Annotated in this window: 37 protein-coding genes and 1 pseudogene; 33 read left to right on the top strand and 5 right to left on the bottom strand. The window is 28.7% G+C overall.

The features are described from left to right. Positions 1-3 precede the first annotated feature (3 nt). Positions 4-1,344: a type I glutamate--ammonia ligase gene (glnA, locus tag NST35_RS07480; RefSeq protein WP_002457335.1), complete on the top strand. Its 1,341-nt coding sequence runs from the start codon at positions 4-6 to the stop codon at positions 1,342-1,344. A gap of 144 nt (positions 1,345-1,488) precedes the next feature. Here glnA and NST35_RS07475 read toward each other — a convergent pair whose 3' ends face one another. The 3 genes from NST35_RS07475 to NST35_RS07465 all read right to left on the bottom strand — a co-directional run bounded on the left by NST35_RS07475 (position 1,489) and on the right by NST35_RS07465 (position 3,547). After that, on the bottom strand, positions 1,489-2,613 hold the full coding sequence (locus NST35_RS07475; protein WP_002457334.1) for a site-specific integrase: 1,125 nt from the start codon (positions 2,611-2,613) through the stop codon (positions 1,489-1,491). A 42-nt stretch (positions 2,614-2,655) separates the two neighbouring features. Then, positions 2,656-3,027, bottom strand: a complete 372-nt coding sequence (locus NST35_RS07470; RefSeq protein ID WP_002457333.1) for a hypothetical protein — start codon at positions 3,025-3,027, stop codon at positions 2,656-2,658. A 169-nt stretch (positions 3,028-3,196) separates the two neighbouring features. After that, complete coding sequence (locus NST35_RS07465) at positions 3,197-3,547, bottom strand: helix-turn-helix domain-containing protein (RefSeq protein WP_002457332.1); 351 nt, start codon at positions 3,545-3,547, stop codon at positions 3,197-3,199. Positions 3,548-3,711: 164 nt separating this feature from the next. Between NST35_RS07465 and NST35_RS07460 the strand changes: the two genes are divergently transcribed. The 4 genes from NST35_RS07460 to NST35_RS07445 are packed head-to-tail and all read left to right on the top strand — an operon-like array spanning position 3,712 to position 4,595. Next, positions 3,712-3,948: a helix-turn-helix domain-containing protein gene (locus tag NST35_RS07460; RefSeq protein WP_002457331.1), complete on the top strand. Its 237-nt coding sequence runs from the start codon at positions 3,712-3,714 to the stop codon at positions 3,946-3,948. A gap of 27 nt (positions 3,949-3,975) precedes the next feature. Then, a complete protein-coding gene (locus tag NST35_RS07455) occupies positions 3,976-4,254 on the top strand; it encodes a hypothetical protein (protein WP_002457330.1) in 279 nt (92 codons plus the stop codon). A 21-nt stretch (positions 4,255-4,275) separates the two neighbouring features. Further along, positions 4,276-4,431, top strand: coding sequence for a hypothetical protein (locus NST35_RS07450; protein ID WP_002457329.1), 156 nt, complete (start codon positions 4,276-4,278; stop codon positions 4,429-4,431). Continuing rightward, on the top strand, positions 4,431-4,595 hold the full coding sequence (locus tag NST35_RS07445) for a hypothetical protein (protein WP_002457328.1): 165 nt from the start codon (positions 4,431-4,433) through the stop codon (positions 4,593-4,595). The genes NST35_RS07450 and NST35_RS07445 overlap by 1 nt, the downstream gene beginning before the upstream one ends. On the opposite strand, the gene NST35_RS07440 is transcribed toward NST35_RS07445, so the two are convergent. Next, the gene (locus tag NST35_RS07440) at positions 4,584-4,787 is read right to left on the bottom strand and encodes a hypothetical protein (protein WP_002457327.1); all 204 of its coding nucleotides are present in this window, start codon (positions 4,785-4,787) and stop codon (positions 4,584-4,586) included. The two genes, NST35_RS07445 and NST35_RS07440, sit on opposite strands and share 12 nt — an antisense overlap. Before the next feature lie 65 nt (positions 4,788-4,852). Here NST35_RS07440 and NST35_RS07435 point away from each other — a divergent pair, with 65 nt between their 5' ends. The 8 genes and pseudogenes from NST35_RS07435 to NST35_RS07400 form a co-directional block, all read left to right on the top strand. After that, the gene (locus tag NST35_RS07435; protein ID WP_002457326.1) at positions 4,853-5,062 is read left to right on the top strand and encodes a hypothetical protein; all 210 of its coding nucleotides are present in this window, start codon (positions 4,853-4,855) and stop codon (positions 5,060-5,062) included. Between the two features lie 14 nt (positions 5,063-5,076). After that, a complete protein-coding gene (locus NST35_RS07430; RefSeq protein ID WP_002457325.1) occupies positions 5,077-5,268 on the top strand; it encodes a DUF1270 family protein in 192 nt (63 codons plus the stop codon). Positions 5,269-5,330: 62 nt separating this feature from the next. Continuing rightward, positions 5,331-5,597, top strand: a complete 267-nt coding sequence (locus NST35_RS07425) for a hypothetical protein (RefSeq protein ID WP_002457324.1) — start codon at positions 5,331-5,333, stop codon at positions 5,595-5,597. Between the two features lie 13 nt (positions 5,598-5,610). Then, positions 5,611-6,006 carry a single-stranded DNA-binding protein gene (locus tag NST35_RS07420; RefSeq protein WP_002457323.1) on the top strand — a complete coding sequence of 132 codons (396 nt, stop codon included), beginning with the start codon at positions 5,611-5,613 and terminating at the stop codon, positions 6,004-6,006. Between the two features lie 29 nt (positions 6,007-6,035). Next, complete coding sequence (locus tag NST35_RS07415; protein ID WP_002457322.1) at positions 6,036-6,938, top strand: DnaD domain protein; 903 nt, start codon at positions 6,036-6,038, stop codon at positions 6,936-6,938. A 5-nt stretch (positions 6,939-6,943) separates the two neighbouring features. Next, a complete protein-coding gene (locus NST35_RS07410) occupies positions 6,944-7,291 on the top strand; it encodes an SA1788 family PVL leukocidin-associated protein (protein WP_002504544.1) in 348 nt (115 codons plus the stop codon). Positions 7,292-7,341: 50 nt separating this feature from the next. Further along, on the top strand, positions 7,342-7,641 hold the full coding sequence (locus NST35_RS07405) for a hypothetical protein (protein ID WP_002457320.1): 300 nt from the start codon (positions 7,342-7,344) through the stop codon (positions 7,639-7,641). 342 nt (positions 7,642-7,983) lie between these two features. Further along, a pseudogene (locus NST35_RS07400) lies at positions 7,984-8,192 on the top strand (MazG-like family protein); the annotation flags it as partial. 119 nt (positions 8,193-8,311) lie between these two features. On the opposite strand, the gene NST35_RS07395 reads toward NST35_RS07400, so the two are convergent. Then, complete coding sequence (locus NST35_RS07395; protein ID WP_002457319.1) at positions 8,312-8,536, bottom strand: hypothetical protein; 225 nt, start codon at positions 8,534-8,536, stop codon at positions 8,312-8,314. Between the two features lie 174 nt (positions 8,537-8,710). Here NST35_RS07395 and NST35_RS07390 point away from each other — a divergent pair, with 174 nt between their 5' ends. The 20 genes from NST35_RS07390 (at position 8,711) to NST35_RS07295 (ending at position 26,150) form a co-directional block, all read left to right on the top strand. After that, a complete protein-coding gene (locus NST35_RS07390) occupies positions 8,711-9,211 on the top strand; it encodes a sigma factor-like helix-turn-helix DNA-binding protein (RefSeq protein ID WP_002484781.1) in 501 nt (166 codons plus the stop codon). A gap of 27 nt (positions 9,212-9,238) precedes the next feature. Continuing rightward, positions 9,239-10,081 (top strand): hypothetical protein, encoded by an 843-nt coding sequence (locus NST35_RS07385; RefSeq protein ID WP_002458440.1) that lies wholly within the window; start codon positions 9,239-9,241, stop codon positions 10,079-10,081. Between the two features lie 54 nt (positions 10,082-10,135). Beyond that, positions 10,136-10,492: an HNH endonuclease gene (locus tag NST35_RS07380; RefSeq protein WP_002458439.1), complete on the top strand. Its 357-nt coding sequence runs from the start codon at positions 10,136-10,138 to the stop codon at positions 10,490-10,492. A gap of 120 nt (positions 10,493-10,612) precedes the next feature. Continuing rightward, positions 10,613-11,014, top strand: coding sequence for a hypothetical protein (locus NST35_RS07375; RefSeq protein ID WP_002458438.1), 402 nt, complete (start codon positions 10,613-10,615; stop codon positions 11,012-11,014). Beyond that, a complete protein-coding gene (locus tag NST35_RS07370; RefSeq protein WP_002458437.1) occupies positions 11,007-12,722 on the top strand; it encodes a terminase large subunit in 1,716 nt (571 codons plus the stop codon). The genes NST35_RS07375 and NST35_RS07370 overlap by 8 nt, the downstream gene beginning before the upstream one ends. Positions 12,723-12,736: 14 nt before the next feature. Next, positions 12,737-13,963 carry a phage portal protein gene (locus NST35_RS07365; protein ID WP_002458436.1) on the top strand — a complete coding sequence of 409 codons (1,227 nt, stop codon included), beginning with the start codon at positions 12,737-12,739 and terminating at the stop codon, positions 13,961-13,963. Beyond that, positions 13,953-14,597, top strand: coding sequence for an HK97 family phage prohead protease (locus NST35_RS07360; RefSeq protein WP_002484782.1), 645 nt, complete (start codon positions 13,953-13,955; stop codon positions 14,595-14,597). Before NST35_RS07365 ends, NST35_RS07360 begins: the two co-directional genes overlap by 11 nt. Further along, positions 14,590-15,840 carry a phage major capsid protein gene (locus tag NST35_RS07355; RefSeq protein WP_002458435.1) on the top strand — a complete coding sequence of 417 codons (1,251 nt, stop codon included), beginning with the start codon at positions 14,590-14,592 and terminating at the stop codon, positions 15,838-15,840. The genes NST35_RS07360 and NST35_RS07355 overlap by 8 nt, the downstream gene beginning before the upstream one ends. 13 nt (positions 15,841-15,853) lie before the next feature. Further along, positions 15,854-16,141, top strand: a complete 288-nt coding sequence (locus NST35_RS07350; RefSeq protein ID WP_002458434.1) for a hypothetical protein — start codon at positions 15,854-15,856, stop codon at positions 16,139-16,141. A gap of 9 nt (positions 16,142-16,150) precedes the next feature. Continuing rightward, entirely contained in the window at positions 16,151-16,489 is a 339-nt protein-coding gene (locus NST35_RS07345) for a head-tail connector protein (RefSeq protein WP_002458433.1), read from the top strand. A gap of 52 nt (positions 16,490-16,541) precedes the next feature. Beyond that, positions 16,542-16,838 carry a phage head closure protein gene (locus NST35_RS07340; protein ID WP_002458432.1) on the top strand — a complete coding sequence of 99 codons (297 nt, stop codon included), beginning with the start codon at positions 16,542-16,544 and terminating at the stop codon, positions 16,836-16,838. Further along, on the top strand, positions 16,838-17,251 hold the full coding sequence (locus NST35_RS07335; protein ID WP_002484776.1) for a hypothetical protein: 414 nt from the start codon (positions 16,838-16,840) through the stop codon (positions 17,249-17,251). The genes NST35_RS07340 and NST35_RS07335 overlap by 1 nt, the downstream gene beginning before the upstream one ends. Further along, on the top strand, positions 17,248-17,637 hold the full coding sequence (locus NST35_RS07330) for a hypothetical protein (RefSeq protein ID WP_002484779.1): 390 nt from the start codon (positions 17,248-17,250) through the stop codon (positions 17,635-17,637). The genes NST35_RS07335 and NST35_RS07330 overlap by 4 nt, the downstream gene beginning before the upstream one ends. Before the next feature lie 11 nt (positions 17,638-17,648). Next, positions 17,649-18,308: a major tail protein gene (locus NST35_RS07325; protein ID WP_002458430.1), complete on the top strand. Its 660-nt coding sequence runs from the start codon at positions 17,649-17,651 to the stop codon at positions 18,306-18,308. A gap of 23 nt (positions 18,309-18,331) precedes the next feature. Next, a complete protein-coding gene (gene gpG / locus NST35_RS07320) occupies positions 18,332-18,682 on the top strand; it encodes a phage tail assembly chaperone G (protein ID WP_002458429.1) in 351 nt (116 codons plus the stop codon). Between the two features lie 172 nt (positions 18,683-18,854). Continuing rightward, positions 18,855-23,345, top strand: a complete 4,491-nt coding sequence (locus NST35_RS07315) for a phage tail tape measure protein (RefSeq protein WP_002484786.1) — start codon at positions 18,855-18,857, stop codon at positions 23,343-23,345. A gap of 1 nt (position 23,346) precedes the next feature. Then, positions 23,347-24,171, top strand: a complete 825-nt coding sequence (locus NST35_RS07310; protein ID WP_002458426.1) for a phage tail domain-containing protein — start codon at positions 23,347-23,349, stop codon at positions 24,169-24,171. Between the two features lie 12 nt (positions 24,172-24,183). Next, complete coding sequence (locus tag NST35_RS07305) at positions 24,184-25,362, top strand: phage tail protein (protein ID WP_002458425.1); 1,179 nt, start codon at positions 24,184-24,186, stop codon at positions 25,360-25,362. Then, positions 25,349-25,570 (top strand): hypothetical protein, encoded by a 222-nt coding sequence (locus NST35_RS07300; protein WP_002484790.1) that lies wholly within the window; start codon positions 25,349-25,351, stop codon positions 25,568-25,570. Before NST35_RS07305 ends, NST35_RS07300 begins: the two co-directional genes overlap by 14 nt. Continuing rightward, entirely contained in the window at positions 25,554-26,150 is a 597-nt protein-coding gene (locus NST35_RS07295) for a hypothetical protein (RefSeq protein ID WP_002458424.1), read from the top strand. Before NST35_RS07300 ends, NST35_RS07295 begins: the two co-directional genes overlap by 17 nt. Positions 26,151-26,154: the final 4 nt, after the last annotated feature.

Here is a 26,154-nt window from a genome sequence, read left to right as displayed (position 1 = left end):
ACCATGCCAAAACGTAGTTTTACAAAAGATGATATTCGTAAATTTGCTGAAGAAGAAAACGTAAGATATTTAAGATTACAATTCACTGATATTTTAGGAACTATTAAAAATGTTGAAGTTCCAGTAAGTCAATTAGAAAAAGTATTAGATAATGAAATGATGTTTGATGGTTCATCTATTGAAGGTTTCGTTCGTATCGAAGAATCAGATATGTACTTACATCCTGATTTAGATACTTGGGTTATTTTCCCTTGGACTGCTGGACAAGGAAAAGTTGCACGACTAATCTGTGATGTATTTAAAACAGATGGTACACCATTTGAAGGTGATCCACGAGCTAACTTGAAGCGTGTATTAAGAAGAATGGAAAACATGGGCTTTACTGATTTTAATCTAGGGCCTGAACCAGAATTTTTCTTATTTAAATTAGACGAAAAAGGCGAACCTACATTAGAATTAAACGATGATGGTGGTTATTTCGATTTAGCTCCTACAGATTTAGGTGAAAATTGTCGCCGTGACATCGTATTAGAATTAGAAGATATGGGCTTTGATATTGAAGCAAGCCACCATGAAGTAGCGCCAGGTCAACATGAAATTGACTTTAAATATGCAGACGCTGTTACAGCATGTGATAATATCCAAACATTTAAACTAGTTGTTAAAACAATTGCACGTAAGCATAATTTACATGCTACATTTATGCCAAAACCATTATTTGGTGTAAATGGAAGTGGTATGCACTTCAACGTATCACTATTTAAAGGAAAAGAGAATGCGTTCTTTGATCCTGAAGGTGATTTACAATTGACTGATACTGCTTATCAATTTACAGCTGGTGTCCTTAAAAACGCTAGAGGATTCACTGCAGTATGTAATCCAATCGTCAACTCATATAAACGTCTTGTACCAGGTTACGAGGCACCATGTTATATTGCATGGAGTGGTAAAAACCGTTCTCCTTTAGTACGTGTTCCAACATCTAGAGGTCTATCAACTCGTATTGAAGTACGTTCAGTTGATCCTGCAGCTAACCCATACATGGCATTAGCAGCAATTTTAGAAGCAGGATTAGATGGCATTGAGAATAAACTTGAGGTTCCAGAACCAGTAAACCAAAATATCTACGAAATGAATCGTGAAGAACGAGAAGCAGTTGGTATCCAAGACTTACCTTCAACTTTATACACTGCGTTAAAAGCAATGCGTGAAAATAAATCAATTAAAAACGCTTTAGGTAATCATATTTACAATCAATTTATTAACTCAAAATCGATTGAATGGGATTACTATAGAACTCAAGTATCCGAATGGGAAAGAGAACAGTATATTAAGCAATACTAAGCGCTAAACAATTTCAGGGGAAACCTAATAGGGGTAAGGAGTTAAGGCATTTTGCCTTAGCTTCTTTTTTATATAAAAGTGGGCAACTTATATATAAAATGATTCTAAATTTTACTTGAATGGGCAACTATTGGGCAACTAATTTTAAAATACATTCTTAATATACTTCTCAAAGTTTTCTTTAGCATTATCATTCATTTTTTTAGTAACGTGACTATAAACTTCACTAGTAATAGCTTCAGATTTATGACCTAAACGTTCTTGAATTACTTTCATAGGTACATTGCTTTCTAGAAGTAAGGTAGCGTGTGTGTGTCTTAGTTTGTGAATACTTAATTCATTTCCTTTACCAAGTAATTTTTTAGTGACATACATCATAGTATTATGTGTAGTTGAACGTGGAAGCGGCTCACCAAATTCATTGCAAAATATGTAATCATAGGAATTATTATAGAAGTCTGAATTAGCTATCTTATTACCATTTTGTAATGTTTTAAGCTTAAATAATTCATTAGCTAATTCATTTGATATAAATATAATTCTGTTTTCCTTATTTTTAGTAGGGCCGAATTTATTTCTTTTTTGATTATAAGATTTTGTGATTGAAATTGTTTTTAATTTTCTATCATAATCTTTCCAACATAATGCACTAGCTTCACCAATACGCATACCTGTTTCTATTAAAGTTCTAAATAAAAAATATTGATATACATCTCTTTTTTTAACCATTGCTAAAAAAGGCTTAACTTTATCTTTAGGTAAGTATTTTGCTTTATCCTTAATTTTTAAATCTTTATGATTCAGTGTAATTCCTTCGCAAGGATTGAAGTATATTAATCTATCATACTTAGCTCTTTCAAGGCTACGCTTTAGCAAATTGTGAGTTTTAGATAAAGTAGATTTACTATAACCTTTTTCTATTAAATGATTGATAAAACTTTGGTGCATAGATGGTGTAATATCTTTAATATTAATATCATTATAGAAATCTAATATTCTTTTTTTTGAAAATTGTTCAATTTCAAAACTACTATCACTAATTTTATTTTTACGCCAAGTATTTAGATAGTATTCAAGCCATGAAGTTAAAGTGTAGCTTTTTTCTTCTTTATAACCCTTATTTAACTTACTTTCAATTTCAATAGCTGCTTTTTTGGCTTCAGTCTTCGTTCTATAACCAGATTTAGTTATATATTTTTTATCTCCATTATGGTCTTTAAAATGTACTTTAAAACGCCATTTATTTCCTCTTTTTTCAAATGATGCCATTTTACCACTCCCTAGATGTGTATGTCTTAAGTTGAAAATAAGCTAATTATCAATAGCATTAATTAGATTTAAATTAGGATATTTGATTTTGTAAAAAGTTAGAGTTTGTTTAATATAAATTGAAGTAGTATTAAAGTAGATTGCTAATTTTGAGTATGAATTTAATTGAGGATTTTTAATAGCTTCGATGAGTTGATCAAGAGGAATAAATTCACTTACAGAACTGATGGCTAGAGAGTTAAGTTTATTTATCTGTCGAGTACTATACGAAACTACTTTTTCATTTACTGTTAAATCAGGAATAATAGATTTACTTATATATAAATTATTACCACATATAAAGCCATTTAATTTTTCGGGGCAGTCTATATATTTTACTTCAATTTTATTTATCATCTCCTTGCAATTATGCATAGTAGATCACTTCCTTTTCAGTTTATTTTTATAAAATTGAAATTTTAAATTTTTATGTTTATCATCACTAATCGCTAGAAAAGTAAACTATATGCTAAAAATATATATAATAAAAAAGAGACACAATTATACTAATCAATAGGTATTAGTAATAAATTAGCGTCTCTTTTTATTTATCGCTTTTATTATCTTTTATAAAGTTTATAAAATTTATTATCTGTTTCATTTCTTCATCTGTTACATCATCATCAATATGTGCTGCAATAATTTCTCCATTATGACTTAATCTTTTATCGTCATCACTGAGGCGTTCAGGGTTAACATCATAGCCTAAAAGCCAAGCTTCACTTACATCAAGTACTTTCGCTAAAATATAAATTTTATCTTGTTTAGCTTCGTATTTTCCATTTAAATAATCACTAATTGAATTACGTCCAATACCTGTCAACCTTGATAATTCAGATTGCGAATATTTTTTAGAATCAATAGCTTCGCGTAATCTGTTTTTAAAACAGTTCATATTTCTGAACACCTCCTTTAAGTATAATACTATTAAATTAGAGAACTTACAATTATATTCAACAAATTTTGTACAAAAAAATGAAAAATATATGTTGACTATTTTAAACTACAATGCTTTAATAAAAATGTACGGAAAACCGAACGAGTAAGGAGGTGATTTAGATGAGTTATACATTTGATTATAGTTTGCTTTGTGAAAGAATGTCAGAATATAGACATAGTCAAAGCTCATTAGCTAACGCTATTCCGATATCACGGACTTCAATAAATCATAAATTGAAAGGGAAAAATTCATTCACTCAATGGGAAATCAAAAGAATTTGCGAACTACTTGAAATTTCACCTAATAAAGTGGGATTATATTTTTTTAATCAAAATGTTCGGAAAACTGAACAATAGCAAATTTTAATTACGGAGGAAGAACTTATGAGCAATATTGCAATCGAAATTAAAGATGATTTTATTAATGAGTTAGTGCAGTCAAAGGTGGAAAGTATTTTAGAAAATTACAAACGTCAATACGCTTCAATTGATATTAAAGATCTAGTAACAATTACAGGGCTAAGTAAGTCAACTCTACAAAATAAAATTGTTTGTGAGCCTGAAATCGTAGAAGTTACAAGGCGTTTAGGTACACGAGTTTTATATCTTTATCCGCAAGTTTTAGACGCATATCAAACTGTAATTAATCGATTAGGTTCATAAATATTTAGAGGAGGAACATGCATGATCAAACAGTTATTAAATGACAAATCATTATTAGAAAAATTTAAAGATAGAGATGAATTGAATGAATGTGTAAAAAAGCTAATGCAAGAACAAGTGAAATTAAAAAATGAGAATAATAAAGTAATTCATTTTAGTGATTTAAGAGGTGCGTAATGGAAAGAATTAAAATATTAAAAATAGCACTCTTAATCGTCATCTTGGTGGAAGAGATTAGGAATGCTAAAAGAAATACAAAATTTAATTCAGATATTAATATTGAAAAATTAGTCGAATCAATAAATGAAAGAAATGCTAGAAATTGCTCGTTATTTTTCTAACATATCTAATTTTTCTAGTAACTGAATAAACATTTCATCTTGTGATTCAACTAGTGACTTAAGATAGATATTAATCATTGTGTTTTGAGAATTATCTTTTCTATTAGCGTGATATTCATTAAATTTTTGTTTAATAAGTGTATTACGTTCTTTAAATAATTGATTTAATTCATTTTTAGTAATCTTACTCATATTTTCCACCACCTACTATCGCAGTAGCGATAACTATAATTATACATGAAGGGAGTTATGCGCGTATGGAATACATTGGCTTTGCAGATGTCGGAAAATTTGTACAAATTAGTGGGATATCTAAAGATGATTTTGAAAAGAAGATAGCACCTAATAAAGAGTTTCAGGCAAATTGTATGTACCGCTTCGGTAAAGGAAACAAAAGATATATCAAGATAACTAAAGCGATTGATTTTATTGAGAATAATTTAATGGTTAAAGAAAGTGACATATAAGGAGGTGAGTTTATATGGACAAAATATTTTTATCATTTGTTATTGCGAATTTAGTTTTTATAACAATGTCTATAGCATTACAAATATTAGGATTTTATTTTACAACTGCAATTGGTAGTGCAGCATTATTAGCAATGGTAACATTCATATACCTTGACAAATATTTCTTTCAAGAAATAAAAAAACTGACTGCTAACGGCAATTAGCAATCAGAATAAATAGAAAAATATTTACATGTGAATTATAACAACTTTGGAGGATAACTACAATGAAAAATGAATCTAAGCAAAAAATGTTTGATTTATATTATGCTCTTTTTAGTGAATTTAAAGAAACAAGTCAAACATGTTTATTAGAAATTGAAAAGACCTCAAGAAATGAAATTATAATTAATTTTTTACATTACCATAATAGATATATGACGAATAATAAATTACTACAAATTTTTGAAATATATCCCGAAAGTCACGAGAGACTTAAGAATCATATTATTTCTGTGATGCGTGGCCAAGTCTTAATTAGTAAGGGAGCATAGGAGTTGATTATAAATGAATGTAACTGTATTAATTGGACGTTTAACACGTAATCCTGAATTAAAGCACACACCAAATGGTATTGCTGTTGCTTATTTAAATATAGCAGTGAATAGGGATTATACGAATTCTAAAGGTGAATATGAAGCGGATTTTATTAATTGTATTGCTTTTCGTAATCAAGCAGAACATGTAACTAATTATCTATCAAAGGGGAGTAAAGTCTCCATAAGAGGACGAATTCAAACACGAAATTATAAAACATCTGATGATAAAAAAATATATGTGACGGAAGTTGTGGCCGATAAAATAGAATTTTTAGAAACTAAAAATAAAGATACTTCTAACAATAATCCTTTTGTTAACGTAAATCAAAATACCCAATCAAATGATGATATATTTCCATTTTAAACTAATGAATAAGAAAGTGAGGAGTATTTATGACCGGGTGGATAAAACTACATCGTCAAATTATGGAGCATTGGATATGGGAAGATTCTAAACGTTTTAAATGGTGGATGGAAATACTTCTTTTAACAAATCATACAGATAAAAAAGTATTTGTTGGCGGAAAGATACAAATGATAAAAAGAGGCTCTTTTCATACTTCTGAAGTGAAATTATCTGAACGTTGGAATGTATCAAGAAACACTGTAAGAAAATTTTTAAAGTTACTTCAAAATGACAATATGATTACTACAAAAAAGACAGGTAACGGAACAACTATTGAAGTGCATAACTATGATGTTTATCAAGGAAATAATGAAGTAAAAAAACACGAAAATGAACAACAAAATAAACAAGAAACTGAACATCAGCATGAACATGTGAGAGACAACGAACAGAACACAACTAAGAATGTAAAGAAAGAGAAGAATTATAAGAATGTAAAGAATGAGAAGAAGGAAAAAAATCATAGTGCCTTCGACTTCTTTCAAAATAATGGATTTGGTTTTATCACTCAATATACAGCTGAAGATATTAATTATTACTTAGACTCTTTTGAAAATGATTCAGATGAAATAGTCATTGCAGCATTAAAACTGGCTAAAGATAGAAATAAGGTTAGTTGGGGATATACAAAAGGGATTTTAAATACATGGTTACAAACTAACTTAAATTCTATTGATCAGGTAAAATTTTTTGAATTACAACTAAAAGAAATGCGAAAAAATAGAAATACATCAAATCAATTTCAAAAAAAAGAGTTAACACCAGAATGGCTTGAAAATAGACAATACAAAAAGCCTAATATTTTAAAAAGCAACATTATTGAAAATGATGAAAATTTTAATAAGGAAGTAGCAGCATTCAAGGATAAACTTAATAAAAAGTGGGATTAATCATTTTGACTGAAATTAGAAAAATTCTTACATACAATAACATGAAAATAAAGTTTACTGATGATGAATTAGCAAAAATGAATGAGTTAAATATTACAGAAGCAACTATAATTAGTAGATTAAAAAAAGGTTGGCCAAAGTTTTATATAGTTCATCAACCGAAAAAAATGAGTAGCGAAGAATTTAAAGAAATGCTTTTAGTAAGACAACTAGCTGATGAAAATAGAAGATGTAGAGAAGCCTACAAACTACAAAAATTAATAGAAATTAAAAAGAAAAAGCTCCATCTAAAGATGTATCCTCAAAAAGTTAGAGCAAGTAAATATTACAAAACCTTCTTGAATTTACTTTAAAGCCATTTTTAGGGAATAGTTAAAAAATTGAATTTAGGAGAATGAAATATATGAATAATTTATTAATTCCAATTTTATTTATTGTTATGTGCATAACTTATTATTTAGTACCATTTATATTGAACAAGTTGATTAGAATTATGTTAGGTCTAGTTATGTGTATTTCTTTATCAGCAAGTGTCACATTAGCTTTTATCTATAGTTATGAAGAGTATATTATTCCTATGATTATTGGAATAATATTAATTGAAATCATAGATATAAAAACTGATAAATATGATATTAACCGTAAAATTAAAAAAATTTTTAAACAACAAAATAAAGAACTAAGAGACAGAGATATTAATTAAAAAATTTTTACTAATAAAATCAGGTGAACCAACTCTAAATAGTTATTTATCAGAAAGTAGTATAAATAAATCCTCTGAGAAGAAGGAGTATAATTAATTATGGTTAAAATTAAAACAGTTATGAAACTGAGCTTTATTGAATTGATTAATGGGCATGGAAAAACAATATAAAGAATGAAACATTTTACGGTAAAAATGCTGAAAGGATAAAATTTGATAAATTTGGTTGGCTTCAATGTGAAGAAGTAGAAGAAAACACATTATTTAAAGTTGAAATGGCAAAAGAAATAACTGAGGAAGCCAAGTTGAAATAAATCATTTTAATTGTAAACGATATAGTCTTATGAAGAGACTGATGAAGTTGTTGCAGCATTATTATCTGGAAATAAAGAAGCTTTAAGGGTATAGGCGATATTGTAGTTACTTTAATTTTTTTAGTTCAGCAATTTGGTTGGAACTTAGAAGAGTGACTACAAAACGCCTATAGTGAAATCAAAAATAGAAAAGGAAAAACTATAAACGGTACTTTTGTAAAACAAAGTGATTTATAGAATTATGTTATTTATTAAACTACTAGAATTGTATTATCACCAATTAAAAATACTAGTAGTTTTTCACAAAGAACAAAATATATGACTTCAGTTGGTTTATAATTTAAATTCATATCATATTAATCATTTAAATAACCTGGATGTTTTTTACTACTTAGAATAATTGATATACTCTTAAATTTCACTTCTACTTCACTGTCATCGATTAATAAAAGCATTATTGTATCTTCGTCTTTAATTTGATAGCCCTTAGATAAATAAGAATGATCATTAGTTATAACTTCCGAGAAAATATTCTTTTCATAATCACTCTCTAAATGTTTAATTACATTTTCTTTATTCATTTTGTTCACCTCCGTTTATTTAAGTAATACCCAATACTTAACTTTTTAAAGATATTACTTAAAATTAAAATATTATAAGAGTATTGGTATTAAGCTATCAAAAGATAATTTTACGTCAGTAAGTTGGATTTAAGGGCAAGAAATATAAATACAAACATCAGGAGTGTAATCATCATGAAAGATTTATTAATAGAATATAGAAAGACTAGGTTAAATGTATTAAATAAAATTAAAGATTTAGAAAATAAAGATTCTTTTAGAATGGATGATTTATTAGTCTATAAAGATATTTTAAAAGATTTAGATTATACAATAGAATGGTTAAAATATGGACATCAACCTGGGATTTATAAAGCTATTGATAGATCACAATGTTATTTAGTAGATCAACAAGTTTTAGCAAAAGCTTGTGATGAATCTATGTATAAAAAAATTTCTAATGAAGAATATAAAAATATTATTGAAGATATAAATAATCCAATTAGTTATGCTTTGATGAAATTAACTCCTATTGAATTAGAATGTTTTATAATGGTTAAATGTGAAGGATTAAGTTATAGTGAAGTTGCTAATTTATTAGGAGTAAAAAGAGGAACAATACAAAAACACTTAGAAAGAGCCAAATGTAAAATAAATTTAGAGATAGATAAAAATCTTTTTATTAATATAGATTAAAAGTTTAAAAGGAGAGATATAAACGAAATGGGATCAATAATAAGTGCTTTGATAAGCATGTTGGGTGTTTTAATTGTATTTTATAAAACTAGAGAGTACCAGTCTAATATACATAAGGAAAAACTAGAAGAAGACGCAAAAAATAATCAACCAGTCTTCATATTCGATCCTCTTGAAATATATTACCAATTTAAAGGTTATAAAAAGAAATATATTGATAAGAACTGGATATATCCTGATTCAAATTTATATAATGACAATTTAAACAATGACTTTAATAATGATTATTTTCATAAATCGATATTAAGGTTTAGAAATATAGGTAACGGCGTAGCCAAAAACGTTACGATTACATGCAAACATATAGACGGATTAAATTTTTTGAATCAAGTGAACGGTGATTCATATTATCCTTTAAATCATGATTTTAAATTAGGTAAAGTAAATGATGATAATAATGAAGCAACAATTTCAGTGGAGTTAGATGAAAATGGTGATAAGGGATATTCTTTCAGAGTCCGAATGAAAGAAAAATATTCAGAGAAAAAATATAGATTTATTAATAATAATGGTTATATTGAATTTCCTTTCAATCTTTTTGATATGCGTATCTTTAATTATAGATTATATCATTCTGATCCGCGAGAAATAAGAGAACCAATGCTTCAATTTACATTTGAATATTATGATCTATATGATAATCCATATAAAGATACTATTTATATTTCAATTAATAATATGTCGTTGAAACACAATCATCGAGATGAAATAACTGTTATGGCTAAATTAGATGAAGTTAATGAAGAATATAAAGTTAAAGCAGATGAAAATATTCAAAGTAAGTTAGGCCATCCGAAATATTTTAATTAAATATATGTCTTACACAGTATACATATGTATAAGAAACAATTTTGAGGATAACTTATGAGTAAAAGAAAGCAACAACAATTTGATTGGTTCTACCGTAAGAAAGCTTGGTTAAATATTAGAGAAATAGCATTAGATAGAGATAACTATTTATGTAGAAGATGTGTTAGATTAAGCAAGGTTAGACCTAATCCTGCAGTAATTGTACATCACATTATTCCTATTACTAAAGATTTTACTAAAGCGTTAAAATTAGATAATTTAGAATCTCTTTGTTTAGAATGTCACAATAAAGTACATCCTGAAAAAGGGAAAAACCGTCTTTCGAAAGACGGTTTTTTTGTTGGTAATGTGAGGAAAGAAATGATGTTTGATGAATATGGAAATTTAATTGAAAGGGTCCCCCCGGGTTAAACATTGCCGGGCCACTTTGGGGGACCGGCTTAGGAGGAGGTACATTTAACGGATTGTTTCACGTATGACCCCCCTCCCCATTTAATTTTATAAATACACTCAAATATAGGTTGTGATTTGATGGTTAAAATAGGCGAAGATAACATGGATTTAATTAAACAAAAAAGAATAAAGAAAGAGTTGTCTAAACTTAAAAAGGTTTATAAAGACATACCAAAAGATAAGATGATTATTGTAGATGGATTAATAAATAGAGCTGCTTTTATGAGGATTTCATTAGAAGATATGGAACTTGATATTCACAAAGATGGATTTGTAGAAATGTTTAGTCAATCAGAAACACAAACACCATATGAGAGAGAAAGACCAGTAGCAAGACTTTATAATTCAATGAATAAAAACTATCAATCAATCATTAAAGAATTAACATCACATTTAAAATATTTAGATGAAGACCACGATGAAGTTCAAAATAATTCAGTTATAGAAGCTTTTGCGAAAAGACGTGATAGAAGTGGTTAATAAAGTTGAAGATTACTACTTTAAAAGTTATCCAATTCAATACAATCCAATAATTGAATATTTTAACCAAATTAAAAATAAAAAAGTAATTGTGTCATTAAAAATATATAAGGTTTATAAAAAAATTGTGGAAAATATTCATGATACTGAAAGTCAATGGATATATTCTCCTGAACATGCATTACACCCAATAGAATTTATAGAATCATTTTGTAAACATATAAAGGGAAAGTATGCTGGAACACCAATTGAATTAGAATTATGGCAAAAAGCAGGAATAGCAACTATTTTTGGTTTCATTAATAAAAAAACTAAAGAAAGAAAATATCAAGAAATCTTTTGGGTGGTGGCTCGTAAAAATGGTAAGTCAACTATATCTAGTGGAATAGCGTTATATTTGCTCGGTGCTGATGGTGAAGGTGGCCCAGAAGTATACACAGTGGCTACCAAAAAAGATCAAGCAAAAATAGTATGGAACGATGCTAAAAAGATGGTGAATAAATCGCCGTTATTAAAACTCGATTTCGTAACTAAAGTAGCTGAGATATTAACACCTTTTAATGATGGACAATTAATTCCCCTTGGTCGAGATAGTGATACTACAGATGGGTTAAATGTACATGGTGCTATTATGGATGAAGTGCATGCTTGGAAAACAATGCAAATGTACGATGTGGTTTTTGACGGAATATCTGCACGTGATAATCCTTTAATTCTAGCAATAACTACTGCGGGAACAATAAGAAACTCTGTGTATGATATAAAATATGAAGAATCAGAAAATATAATCAATGGGTTATGGGAAGATGAAGGATATAAAAATGAACGATTTTTACCTTTGATATATGAATTAGATTCACGAGAAGAATGGATAGATGAAAGTTGTTGGCTAAAAGCCAATCCAGGATTAGGTTCAATAAAGAAAATAGATGCTATCAAAACTAAAGTAAATAGAGCTAAGAAGAATGCTTTATTAAGAGCAAACCTACTAACAAAAGATTTTAATATTCGGTCAAATGCAAATGAAGCATGGCTATCTTTTGAAGATTTAAATAATACTAATAAATTTGAATTAAGTGAATTGAATCCTTCCTATGCTATTGGCGGTAGTGACTTATCAAGCAGTATTGATTTAACAGCAGCGTGTATTGCTTTTATGCTTCCAAATGACAAAAATGTTTATTTCAAACATATGTATTGGATACCAGAAGATCTAGTAGAAGATAAAGTAAATGAAGATAAAGTACCTTATGACAAATGGATAGAATTAGGATATGTAAGGACAACACCTGGCAATAAGGTTCATTATAAGTTTGTTGAAGAATGGTTTGATGAATTGCGTGACGAATTTGATATTTATATACCATGGCATGGTTACGATGCTTGGTCTGCTGAATATTATGTTGAGAGTATGAAAGATAAACATGGAAGCGAATCAATGATTAAAGTATATCAAGGTAAAAAAACTTTATCAGGACCAATGGAAAATTTAGGTGCAGATTTAAAGAAAAAACACATTAATTATAATAACAATCCAGTAACAAAATGGTGTTTATCTAACACTATTGTTGATATAGATAAAAATGGAAATATCCAGCCAGATAAAAGTAATAAAAGAAGACGTATAGACGGATTAGCTTGTATGCTTAACGCTTATGTAATTTTAAATGAAAAAATGGATGATTATATTAATTTGATAGGTGCATAACTGGAGGTGATTATATGTTTAATAGAGCAAAGGCTTTTTGGAATAAACTATTCTTAGATCCATTAGCAGATGCGAGAGAACAAAGCATTTTTAAAATGATGAATAACTATACACCTACATTTAACTATGTAGAAAATCCATATGATACAAAAATAGTACGCAAAGCTGTACACACTATAGCTACTAATGGTGCTAAGTTACGTGCAAAACACATTAGGAAGAAAGATGGGAAACTTGAAGTTCAAAGTACAAACTTTGAATATTTGCTTAATATACGACCTAATTATTTTATGAGTGCATTTGATTTTTTGTATAAAATTATTACTCAATTATTATTAAAAAATAATGCCTTTGTTTATATCGAAAGAGATGAAAGAGGTAACATAAAAGGATATCATCCAATAAATTCAAGATACACAGAATTAATTGAATATAAGGAAGATTTATTTATTAGATTCTATTTTCCCAATGGTAATAAGCTATCAGCGTCTTATGATGATGTTATTCATCTAAGACGTTATTTTAATAATAACGATATTTATGGTGAATCTAACAAATGTATAATAAATGGATTAAATGTTATTCAGGCTGCAGATGATTCAATTATTAATGCAACAAAACAGTCAGCTTTTTTAAGAGGTTTATTAAAATACAATCAAATTTTAAAGCCAGAAGATATAAAGAGCCATAGAAATAATTTTGTTAAGGACTATTTAAATATTAATGATTCTTCGGGTATCGCAGCATTAGACCAAAAGGCTGATTATATTGAATTGAAAAATGACCCTAAAATGGTTGATTCTAACCAAATGAAATTTCTTTCAGAAGATATGCTAGCTTATTTTGGTACTAATGAGGACATTGTTTCATCAAATTATACTGAGGATCAATGGAATGCATTTTATGAAAGTGTATTAGAACCAATTAGTATACAAATGTCTCAAGAATTTACTTATAAATCATTTACAGAACGTGAAATGGGTCATGGTAATGAAATTATGTTTGAACCAAATAGAATTCAATATGCTTCTATAAAAACAAAAATTGAATTAATTAAGACAATGGGACCAATGGCAGTTATTAAAAAAGATGAAATGAGAGAAATATTTAATCTCCCGTCTATGGACGAAGGCGGAAATGATTATGTACAAACATTAAATTATATAGTCGCCTCAGATGCACAAGAATATCAAATAGGTAAAAAAAATAATGATAAAGGAGTTGATGAAAATGGGGACTAAGAGAAAAGAAATTATTAAAAGAGAAAAGCAAATAAGAAGTATGCCTGTAAGTATATCTAAAAGAAATGAAGATGAAAAAGAAAAAATGGTAGTTGAAGGGTATGCAGTAAGGTTTAATGAACCCACTGTTTTATTTAAATTTGATGGTTTAGAGTACAAAGAGATTATTAAACCTGAAGCTCTAAATCATGCAGACTTATCGGATGTACCATTTAAATATAATCATTCAGATAATGTAATGATAATGGCACGTACTAGAAGTAAGACGCTCACACTTAATATAGATAGTGAGGGTCTTTTTATTAGGGCTGAATTAGCAAATACGACGGCAGGTCGTGATTTATATGAATTAATTAAACGTGGTGATGTCGATAGAATGTCATTTGCTTTCACTATAGAAGATGAAGATTATGATATTGAAACACATACTTATACAATAAGATCTATTGATAAATTGTTTGATGTTGCCGCAGTTGATTTTCCAGCATATGACAATACTTCTATAAGTGCTAGAAAAAGTTCTGCTCTTGAGCTGGAGAGGTCTAGAGAAATTGATTTGGAGAAGTCGGCAGACGAAAAGCGTAAAAAAGAATTGTTATTAAAATTGAGATTAGGAGGAGTTTTTAATGAATAAACGATTAAAGGAAATTTTAGAAAGAAAGCAAGAATTACGTAAGTTAATTGAACAAGATGACAACGCAGACTTAAACGCTATTTCTACAGAATTAGATGAAATTGAAGCGGAAGAGCGTCAAATTAAAGATAAACAAAATATCATTGAGCGCATGTCTAAAGGAGAAACTATTGGCAATGTCATTAGTCAGAATTTCGATAAAAAAGAAATAGACATGAGAAGTATGAATTGGGAGCAAGCAATTGAAACACCTGAATATCGTTCAGCATGGTTAAATGATATCGCAGGTAGAAAAGTTACAGAAGAACAGAGAAACTTAATTTCGAAAGTAAATGAACAGTATCGTAGTGATTTTGTACATTCGACTGAAAATAAGGGCGTTTTAATTCCCAAATCAGTAGCAGATGGTATTTGGGAGAAAGCTGAACAAACTTCTAGTTTATGGGCAGATGTTAATAAGTTTAAAGTTAAAGGCATATTAACGTTAGTTACTGGTGAAAAAAATAAAAATGCAACTTGGTATGAAGAAAGTACAGTTGTTGAATCTGAAGAATTAAAATTTGGAACTGTTGAGTTATCGGGTTATGAATTAGCTAAATCTATTACTGTATCGTGGAAGCTTAAAACCATGGCAATTAATGAACTTGAAACTTATATAATTAATGAATTAGGAAAAAGAATTGGTGCAGCATTATCATACGGTGTTTATCGTGGCAAAGGTCCTAAAACAGCACAAACCAATTCAAAATCGGAACCATTAGGTATTAGAACGATATTGAAAAATACTAATAAATATTATGACAATGCTGTATTGAGTTATAACGTATTATGTCAATATTTAGGTGAAATTCCGACAAATTATTCTAAAAATACAAAGATTTATGCTAGCAGGAGAACAATTTGGACTTCGTTAGCTACTCTTACAGAGAGTGGTGGAAAACCATTATTTATAGCTGATCCAACTAATAACGGAATTCATAGATTGTTTGGAATTGAAGTTAAAGAAGATGCAGGTATCAAATATGGTGAAATTTTAATTGGGAATTTAAAGGATGGTTATGTAGCAAATATACAAGAAGATATTTCTATTTATACTGAAGACCATATTAAAGAACGGAAAACAGACTATATGAGTTATGCTATAGTTGACGGTAAACCTATTGATGAAAATGCATTTGTTATTTTGAAGGTAATAGACGGTGTGGATTTAGATGAGCCAGAAAATACAGTACAGGCTCTTTAAATAGGTGATCTAAATGACTGAAAAAATAATAGCTCTATGTAGTGAAGATTTTAAAGACAAATCAAATAATTTAACTTTGGTAAGTAAAGGTGACCTATATGTAGGGACAGTAGAAAGAATTCAATTTTTAGTTGATAGAGGAGTGTGCGAGTATATTGATAATAGTCAATTAGACGTAATGCTATTATCAAAATATGCAAAACATACTGGTGGACCTAATTTTATAACTAGTGATGGTAAAAAATTTATTGGTAAGGCAAAAACATTAGACTATATAAAAGAAAATATATTATATAAGTAGGTGGTTGTAGTGATAACCGAAAATCTAGCAGTATCACTTGAAGAAATGAAAAAATACTTACTTATTGATTTTGACGATCAAGATAATGAGATTAAAGATTTAATTTATGCTGCTCAATCCGAATTAGCAACTTCAGGTGTACCATTTCCTAAGGTTGTTAATCCTTTATATAATCTAGCTGTTAAAATGCTAGTTTCCAACTTTTATGAAGATAGAAATAGTTTAGGTACTAGAGGTTATAAAGTAGATGCAATTATTACTAAATTGGCTATGAATCAGCATCAAGATTTTATTAATTATGAAGTAGTCAGCAGTAGTAATAATCAAAATAAAGAAGTTGCGAAGTGATTCTATGAGAAATTTTAATAAACTTAAAATAAGAATAGGATTTATAAATACATTGTCAAGAGTTGGTGGGAAACCTGGAAAAGAATACAGTGAAGATACTTTGTTTAACTGCTGGGCTTCAATTGAAAATGTATGGCTTAAAGATATACAACAAGCTAAAGCAAATAATACTGAAACAGATTTAACTATTACTATAAGAGATCCATTAAACACCTTTGAAATTAAAAAAACTCATGCAGTAAAAATATTAAATGGTAGATTTAAAGATAAAATTTATGATATAAGTTTGATTCAAAAAGATTTTCAAGATTCAAGATTTGTTACATTAATTTGTAAGCAGGTGATCTAATGAGCGTTAAAATCAAAGGAATTGAAGGTGTGACAGATAAAGTTCATCAAGAAATTCAAAATCTTATTAGCAAAACTGAAACTGAATGCTTATTAAAGGGTGCTGAAGTAGTAAAGACGGCAATAATTAAAGAGTTTGGAAAATTTAAAGATACTGGTGCTAGTATAAATGAAATTAAAATTAGTAAACCAATTAAATTTAATAATAAGAGTAAAGTTACACTTTATTGGGACGGGCCAAATAAAAGATATAAAATAATTCACTTAAATGAATATGGTTATACCAAACACGGTAAAAAGAAGGCTTCTAAGATTAAGCCGAGAGGATTTGGAGCAATTCAAAGGGCTTTACTTTTAAGTCGTAATAATTATAAAGATGCAGTTTCAAATGGATTTAGGAGTAATATAAAATGATTAGTGATATTTTTGAATATATAGAAAAAGTATTAAACTCAAATGCGATTGTTAACGAACATGTTGGCAATCGTATATTTTTTTATCAAGTTGAAGAAACCGATGAAGAATCAATAAATTTACCATTTATAGTAATTAATAGTTTAGATCCATATAGTCCACGCTCATTTGCTAGTAATAATTATTTTAATCAAAATTTTGTTGTTCAAATTGATGTAGAAAGTAAAGAGGATTCTATTACTAAATTAGTTGCTAATGAGATTACTAAAGAATTATTTAAGCATTATTTATTCAAATTAGATGGAGGACTTGATGAGTTTTTTATTGAAACTCAAAGGTTTGTTGATTCTAGAAGATATGAAGGAATACCAAAAAATATTAATTAGGAGTGTTAATTATGACAGAAACAGTTAAAACTAGTTCTACTTTGATTGGCTTTGAAAAGGTTTATGTAGGAATTTATAACAACAATGGAGATTTACAGGAAATTTTAGAATGGAAAGATGATCATGGTGGAACTGTAAACATGAAAATTGCAGGTTTAGACGCTGATGAATTAAGAGTTAGAGCATCAAATAAATTTGTATGGATTTCTAAAAAAGGGACAGGAGATGTGAAAGTTGAATTTGAAACATTCAATCCACCTTATGAGGATATGATGACTATTTTAGGAAGAACTAAAGACCAACATAATATTCATTGGGCAGGAGAAGATACTAATCCACCTTATGTATCATTATTAGCTGTATCTTCAAATCTAGTGGGAGAAAAAGCTTATTTAGGATTGCCTAAAGGTAAATTAGGTGTGAATGATACGGAGTTTGCTACAACCGAAGCAAAACAAAAAGAGCCTAAAAATACTAAATTATCTGGAACATTTGTTGATAAAGTGATTGAAGGTAAATCAAGAGTATTTGGTTCATGTTTTGGAGAAGATAAGTTTGATAAATTTAAAGAATTAATTATTGGAACAGTAGATAGTAAAAGTAGTAAAGCAGTAGGTTCATCACTTTCGTCTACATCATCAAGTACTGGTTCACAAAGTGTTTCTAGATAATATAACAATAAAGGAGTAATTAAATGACAAATATTAAAGGTACTTACATTGAACTCTATAATTCTGAAAAGGGAGAATACGAAAAGATTATACAACCTTTTATTTCTTCCAAAAAGTTATATGACGCATTAGACATGCAAGAAAAAGCCCAAAAAGCAAAAACTGAAAAGGAAGAGTTAGATTTAGCTTTACATTACATTGAACAATTATTTGATTCACCAAAAGTTACATTTGAATCTATTCTAAACGGTGTTGCCAGTGCTGACTTATCTGAAACATTACAAAGAATTATGAGTGATGTAGTGGGAAAGAAACCTCAGAATCGTCAAGAACGACGCAACCAAAAACATATCAAGAAGCAAAACAAGAATTAAATAAGATTTTTCAGCATTTTATGAAAGAATTAGGTTGGTCATATAATGATGTGGCCAACGCCGATTTTTATCATTTAATTGAAATTTTAGAAACAAATGATACAAATTCAAATCAAGTAGTTAATGGCTATGAGTTTATAGCTTCTCTATAGAGAAATGGAGGGATTGCATTATGTCAGAAAAAATTGAAGGTTTATCACTATCTTTAGATTTAGATTATTCGCGAATTGACGAAGGAATGAAAGGGCTAAAAAGAGAGCTTAGTGTAGTTAATAGTGAATTTAATGCCAATCTTTCAGCATTTCAGAGAGGCGAAGAATCTATTGAAAGATATCAAGTAACCATAGAAGGGCTTAATAAAAAATTAGAAATACAATCAAAAATTGTTGAACAAGCAAAAGAAAAATTTTCTAATTTGAAAAAAACTCACGAAGAGCAGAGTGAAGCTTTAACAAGAGCAAACAGAAGGGTAGAAGAGGCCAACGATCGTTATGAACGATTAAGTAAAACTACAAATGTAAGTAAAAAAGAATTAGATGAAGCTAGAAAAGAAGTACAAGAATCTGAAAAAGCATTTGAAAAATTAAGTAAACAAGCTTTGGTAACTCAAAAAGAGTTAGATAATTCTGCAAAATCTGCTAATAATGAAGTAAGAATTTTAAATAATTTACAACACAGTATTGAAAATACTAGTAAAAAGTTTGAAGAATTTAAAAATAATCAACATGACGTTGATGAAGGCAATCATAAACTTAGTAAATCCTTTGATGCAGTTGCAGAACATGCAGCAAAAGCTTCAGAAAAATTCAAGACTATAGGTAAAGGAATGACAGCTAGTATAACAGCGCCTTTAACTGGAATTGGCATAGTTTCTAAAAATGCATTTTATGAAGTGGATGAAGGTTTAGATATTGTAACTACTGCTACAGGTGCAACAGGAAAAGAGTTAGATAATTTACAAAATAATTTCAAAAATGTTTTTAGTACATTCCCAGGAGATGCTCAACAAGTAGGGGGCGTACTAGGTGAAGTTAATACACGTTTAGGACTTACCGGAAAAGATTTAGAAAATGCGACTAAAGAATTTTTAGAGTTCAGCGATATTACTAAGACTGATGGAGTTCAAGCAGTTCAATTAATTACTAGGGCTATGGGAGATGCAGGAGTAAGTGCAAATGATTATTCTAAAGTATTAGATAGCATGGCCAGAGCATCCCAAGTAAGTGGAATTTCAATAGATAAATTAGCGGAAAATGTCACTAAATATGGTGCACCTATGCGTAGCTTAGGCTTTGAAATGAAAGAATCAATTTCTTTATTTTCTCAATGGGAAAAAGCGGGGGTAAACACTGAAATCGCGTTTAGTGGTCTAAAAAAAGCAATATCTAATTGGGGTGCTGCTGGAAAAAATCCTAGAGTAGAGTTCAAAAAGACTTTAGATCAAATTAAAAAAGCACCTGATATTTCTACAGCTACTAGTTTAGCAATTAAGGCATTTGGAGCCAAAGCGGGTCCAGATTTAGCTGATGCAATCAAACAGGGTAGATTTTCAATTGAAGATATGAACAAAGCTTTAAAAACATCATCAGGTACAGTTGATAAGACTTTTAAAAGTACACAAGATGGAGCAGAAAAATTTAAAGTAGCAAATAATAACTTAAAATTAGGTTTATCTGAGATATGGGCATCTATAGAAGATGCATTTGGTCCAGTTTTACAAAGTTTATCTAATCATATTAAAGATGTATCAAAATGGTTTGGTGGTTTATCATCTAATACTAGGAGATTGATTGTTATATTTGGCGTTGTTGCAGCTGCAATAGGTCCTACATTATGGGCCTTAGGTTCATTTATAGGTGCTCTAAAAAAAATAAAAGATGTATTTGGTTTATTGAGTGGAATAGGTAAAGTAGGAAAAATATTTAGTTTATTCACTAATCCAATAGGAATAGCTATATTAGCAATTGGAGCATTAGTAACAGCATTTGTTGTAGCTTATAAAAAATCTGAAACATTTAGAAATTTTGTTGATAAAGCATTTGAAGGTATAAAAAAAGCCGCAAATAGCTTTGGTAAATTTATAGGTCCAGTTATAAAAAAATCTTTTAATGGATTAATTAATCTGGGTAAATCAATTGGAAACTTTCTAAAAGGATTTTGGAATGAAAATGGAAATACTATAATTCAAAATTTGAAAAATATAGCTACTGTTATTTCTAAAATAATAAAGTTTATATTTTCGATTTTTTATTTGGTATTTCCAAAAATAAAGATAATTGTTAAAACTGTTTTTGGTAGCCTAGTAGGTATTATAAAAGGATTTATTACCATTGTTAGTGGCTTAATAAAAGTATTCTCGGGTCTATTTACTGGAAACTGGAAAAAATTGTTCCAAGGTTTGAAACAAATTTTTAAAGGAGCATTTCAAGTTTTATGGAATATTATAAAAATAAGCTTTTTTGGTCTAATAGTAAAAGGCCTCATAAGTTTTGTGAAATTATTTACCTTTAAAATCAAAAATTTATGGCTTAAAATATCATCATTTTTTAGTCAGTACACCAAAAATATTTATAATTCTACAGTCGGTAGATTTAAAGCAATATATAATGTTATATCAAAAATTATTGTTAGTTTAATAACATTTATCATTACTAAATCGTTATCTTTTTATAAAGGTATAGTAACTATATTTAAAAGGATTTATGAAAAAATATCTAATATTATCGGTAATTTAAGAGACTGGTTAGTAAATACATGGCAATTAATAAAGGAAAAAACTATAGAAGCAGTTTTTAATTTAAAAGATAGAATGATATCCACTTTTTCAAATTTGAAAGATAAAGTTTTGAATTTTACTGAAAAAATTAAAAATGGATTTGTAGGAATGAAAGATAAAGTTATAGATACCGCAAAAGAATTAGCAGAGGGACTTAAAAAGTATGCTATTGGTGGTATCAATAAAATGATTGATGGTATTAACTGGATAGGCGATAAACTAGGAATGGGTAAAGAGATAATTAAACCAATCAAACTCTCTACTGGGACAGCTTCAATTGATGATGGTGTTCTTAGCGAGTCTACTTTAGCAATAGTAAATGATAAAGGGCCAGGTAACGGACCTAATGGATATTATCAAGAATTACTACAATCTCCCAGCGGTGATTTATATGCGCCTCAAGGTGAAAATGTACCAGTTTATATTCCTAAAGGCTGGGGAGTGTACAATGGTGCACAAACATATGCTATGCAACAATCCGGAGTAATACCTAGACTTTCTATAGGTTCAGGTATTATGGATACATTTAATAAAGCAGTTGAATTTGGTTCCAACATAAAAGATAAAGTAGTTGAAACGGCGTCTAATGTATACGAATGGGCGTCAGAAAAAATAGGCGATGTAATGGATTATATTAGTGATCCTGGAAAATTAATAGATAAAATTATAGATGTTTTTGGCGTTAATTTTAAAGGAATCAAAGAAATACCTTCTAAACTGATTAATGGTATGTTTAAAAAAATTAAAGCTGGTGCGGTTGATTTTGTAAAAAAATGGTTTGAAGAAGTTGGCAATGCTGATGGATCATCATTTACTAAATTTGGTATTAATATGGGCTATTATCCCAATGGTGGTGCACCAAATTATAGCTTTGCAAATGGTCATCATTATGGTATCGACTATGCAACTCCATATGGAACTCTTATTACAGCGCCTACATCTGGCACAGTCTCAAGACAATATAATCAATATGGTGGTTTAATTGCTAGATTAGTTAGTGGTATATATGCTCAATACTTCTTACATTTAAGTGAAGTATTAAAAACTGGACGTGTTGAACAAGGAGAACCAATTGCTAGAACTGGTAATAGTGGACAGTGGACAACTGGGCCACATCTTCACTATCAAGTTGAGTCACCTTTTGGCGCAGAACTTACTAATAGAAACACTATTAATCCTGCAAAGTTTTTATCAGAACATGCTGGCGGTGGTAGTGGTGCAGAATATGCAAGAAAATCAATATTAAGAGCTCAATCTATATTGGGGGGACAATATAATTCTAGCTATATAACTGAACAAATGATGCGAGTTGCTAAACGTGAATCTAATTATACTGCTAATGCAGTAAATGACTGGGATGTTAATGCACAAAATGGAACTCCATCAAAAGGTATGTTTCAAATGATTGAACCATCATTCAGAACTTATGCTATTAAAGGACATAGTAACATCATGAATCCAGTTGACGAAGCAATATCTGCAATGCGTTATATTGTTGGTACATATGGATGGAATGGTTTTAAACGTGCTGGTGATTATGCGTATGCAAATGGTGGTTTAGTAACACATCATCAAATTGCAGAAATTGGTGAGGGTAATAAGCCAGAAATGATTATTCCTTTAACAAAACCTCAAAGAGCATTACAGTTAATTAGGAAATCACAAGAAATAATAGGACATAAACCTGAAAATAAAACTTCTATTTATTCAAATGATAATACTTCAATGGTAATGCTATTAGAAGAGAATAATGAATTACTTAAGTTATTAATTACAACTATAAAAAATAAAGATTTTAACGTTGATATAGAAAAAATGGAAAAAGCAATTAGTGAAAAACAAATGGACAGATATAGATTAATAAAATTAATGGGGGGAGGTGCTTAAAATGAATGATTGGTTTAAATTTATTTTTAAAGAAACAATAATCAATTTAAATAATATACCAGGAGTTATTTTCAAAGATATAGAAATAGGTGATGTTAATGTAGATAATACATCACAAAAAATAGATGCTAATGACGGAGTTATTCCTGGTAGTAATACATTTTCACCTTTTACATTAAAAGCTACATTTTATTATGATGGTGTTGATGAAAGTGACTTATTCTTAATGGAACAAAAATTGAGAAATGTTATATATCAACGAGAGCCATATTATATATCGCATAGTAAATTACCTAGAGTTAAATACGCTGTAAATGATGCGAGTTTAAAAAAAACACGTTATTTTCATTCTGATATGGAATTTGAAATAGAGTTTACAGTATATAAGGGCTATTCAGAATCTTTATTATATACAAACGAAGTTGATAGTCTAGAAGATGGGTTTATGCTTACTGAAACATTACCAACTGATTATGTACCTAGATATCAATTTAATACAAACAATTTCACTGTATATAATGGTTCAAGTGAAGTTATAGATCCTATTAAAAGACACACTTTAAAAATAAAGATTATAGCTGATTCGCCATCTAACTTTTATTTAACAAATTTAAATAATCAATCTAAATTCACTTACACTAAACCACTAAAAACTGCTGATACTTTAATTTTAGATGGTGAGGCACCATTTTTGAATGATAAAAGATGTGGGGTAGATACAGATAATGGTATTATTAAGTTAGAAAAAGGTACAAATAATTTTAAAGTTAATGGAAATGCAAAAATTCAATCAATTGAATTTGCATTTCCATTTATTTATAGGTAAAAGGTGAATTTTATGGATTATATTGTTATAGGTAATATGAATGAAACTAAAAAAGAAATTTTTATTGATATAGATTATGGATCATTTAAATATGATTATGAAAAAAATAATAACCGCTCTTTAAGGTTTACAGTTATCAAAACAAATAGAAACAAAGATATCTATGATTTAATTCAATGCGAATCTATAGTGTACTATCAAGGTCAAAAATATATTATTAAAGCTCCCACATTTAACAATAAATCTAAAATACAGACAGTGGATGTTACTGCTATTCATATTATGTATGGTTTTCAAGATCATTACGTTTATTCAAATTCTAAAAAAGAAAATGATAAAAATACAAAATCCTATACTTTAGAAGAGATACTTAAATATGGTTTCAAAGACAATACTTTAGGTTATGAATATGAAATCATAGGTCGCTTTAAAACGACTAAACTTGATGAATTAGGTAATGCCCCAGGTTTTGATTTTTGCAAAGCTATTGCTGAGAAATTTAATGCAATAATTTTTGCGGATAATAAGAAAATTACGTTCTATTCTGAAAAAGAATTCTATAAAAAAAGAAATTTAGTTATAAGATATAAATATAATACTGATGAAATTGCGGTGGATGTTAATACTAATAATTTGAAGACAGAAATAAAAGCATATGGTAAAAAACAGGATAGTTCAGCTAAAAGCGATGATAGAAAAAGTAAAGGTAAGGATCAAAGTATTGAATACTTATATAAATCACCAAATATTAATAAGTGGGGGAGAAAAGTTGCTCCACCTATAAATAATGATGAAATAAGTGATTTAGAAGAATTGAAAAAATGGGTAAAAACGCAAATTCAAGATGAACCAGAAACGAGTTTGAAGCTTGTTTATAAGGATAAAGAACCCTTAAGTGAGAACGATATTATTAAATTTATTCACCAAAGTATGGGATTTAATGTAGATTTAAAAATTGTATCATTAAGTAAAAATCATCCTTTTGTAAATAGACCCGATGAAGTAACTTTTTCAAATGAAAAAAAAGATATCATCAATTTACAAAATTCTATTCAAAAACGTATTTATAAAATAAACGCTTATACCAAAAAAGCTATTTCAGATACAGAGAAACGATTAGAAACTATTAAAACTAATACTCCTATATTTACTGCCAAAGATGTTGGGAGCGTTGTAGATGACGAAAATTAAGTTAAAGGAATTATATGAAAGTGGACTGATTTTTTATCCAATTACACATGTAAAAGCAATTCGTGGGCTATCCATAGCAACAGAAACTGAAGATGGATTAATGTCAAAAAAAGACAAAATAAAACTTAATAATTTTAATTCAACAGGCCCTAATAGATTAGGGTCTGTTTTTTATAAGGAAGTGAACAACTATGACTCAAATTACTAAAGCTAGAACATTAACTTATGATGGGGAAGAAGTTTATGTTAGAACACACATTGATGTTATTGATGGTTTCGATAAAAATTTACTTTTAACACCTGAAGAAAAACAAAAGTTAAATAGTTTTTCGCAAGACAATCTGACAGTAGCAACTTCAGAAAAAGCAGGTTTAATGTCAGCCGAAGATAAAAAACGTTTAGATAAATTAAAAACAAATTCAAATGAATACTCAACAAGGTTAAGCAATGTTTCAACAAATAATACTTTAATTAAACAAGATATTAATTTATGGCCAAGTAATCAACAGACGGTTAATTTAAACAAAAGTATTTCATCTTGTAATAACGGAATTATTTTAGTTTGGCGTTTAGATGAATCTGATGATTTATATCATTACCAATACTTACCTAAATCACATGTTCAATTGCATAGAAATGCAAAAGTGACTGAAGTCATATCTATAAATTCTTCTGGACAAACATGTACTAAAACTGTAGTGGTGAGTGATCAATTAATTAAGGGTACAGATGATAATTTTAGAAACAATGCTAATAAGATTCGATTACATGAAATTTTAGAATACTGAGGTG

Source organism: Staphylococcus sp. FSL W8-0304, assembly GCF_038006565.1.
GTDB lineage: Bacteria > Bacillota > Bacilli > Staphylococcales > Staphylococcaceae > Staphylococcus > Staphylococcus epidermidis.
Note: the sequence above shows the minus strand (reverse complement) of the source record. Positions and strands in the feature narration are given on the sequence as shown.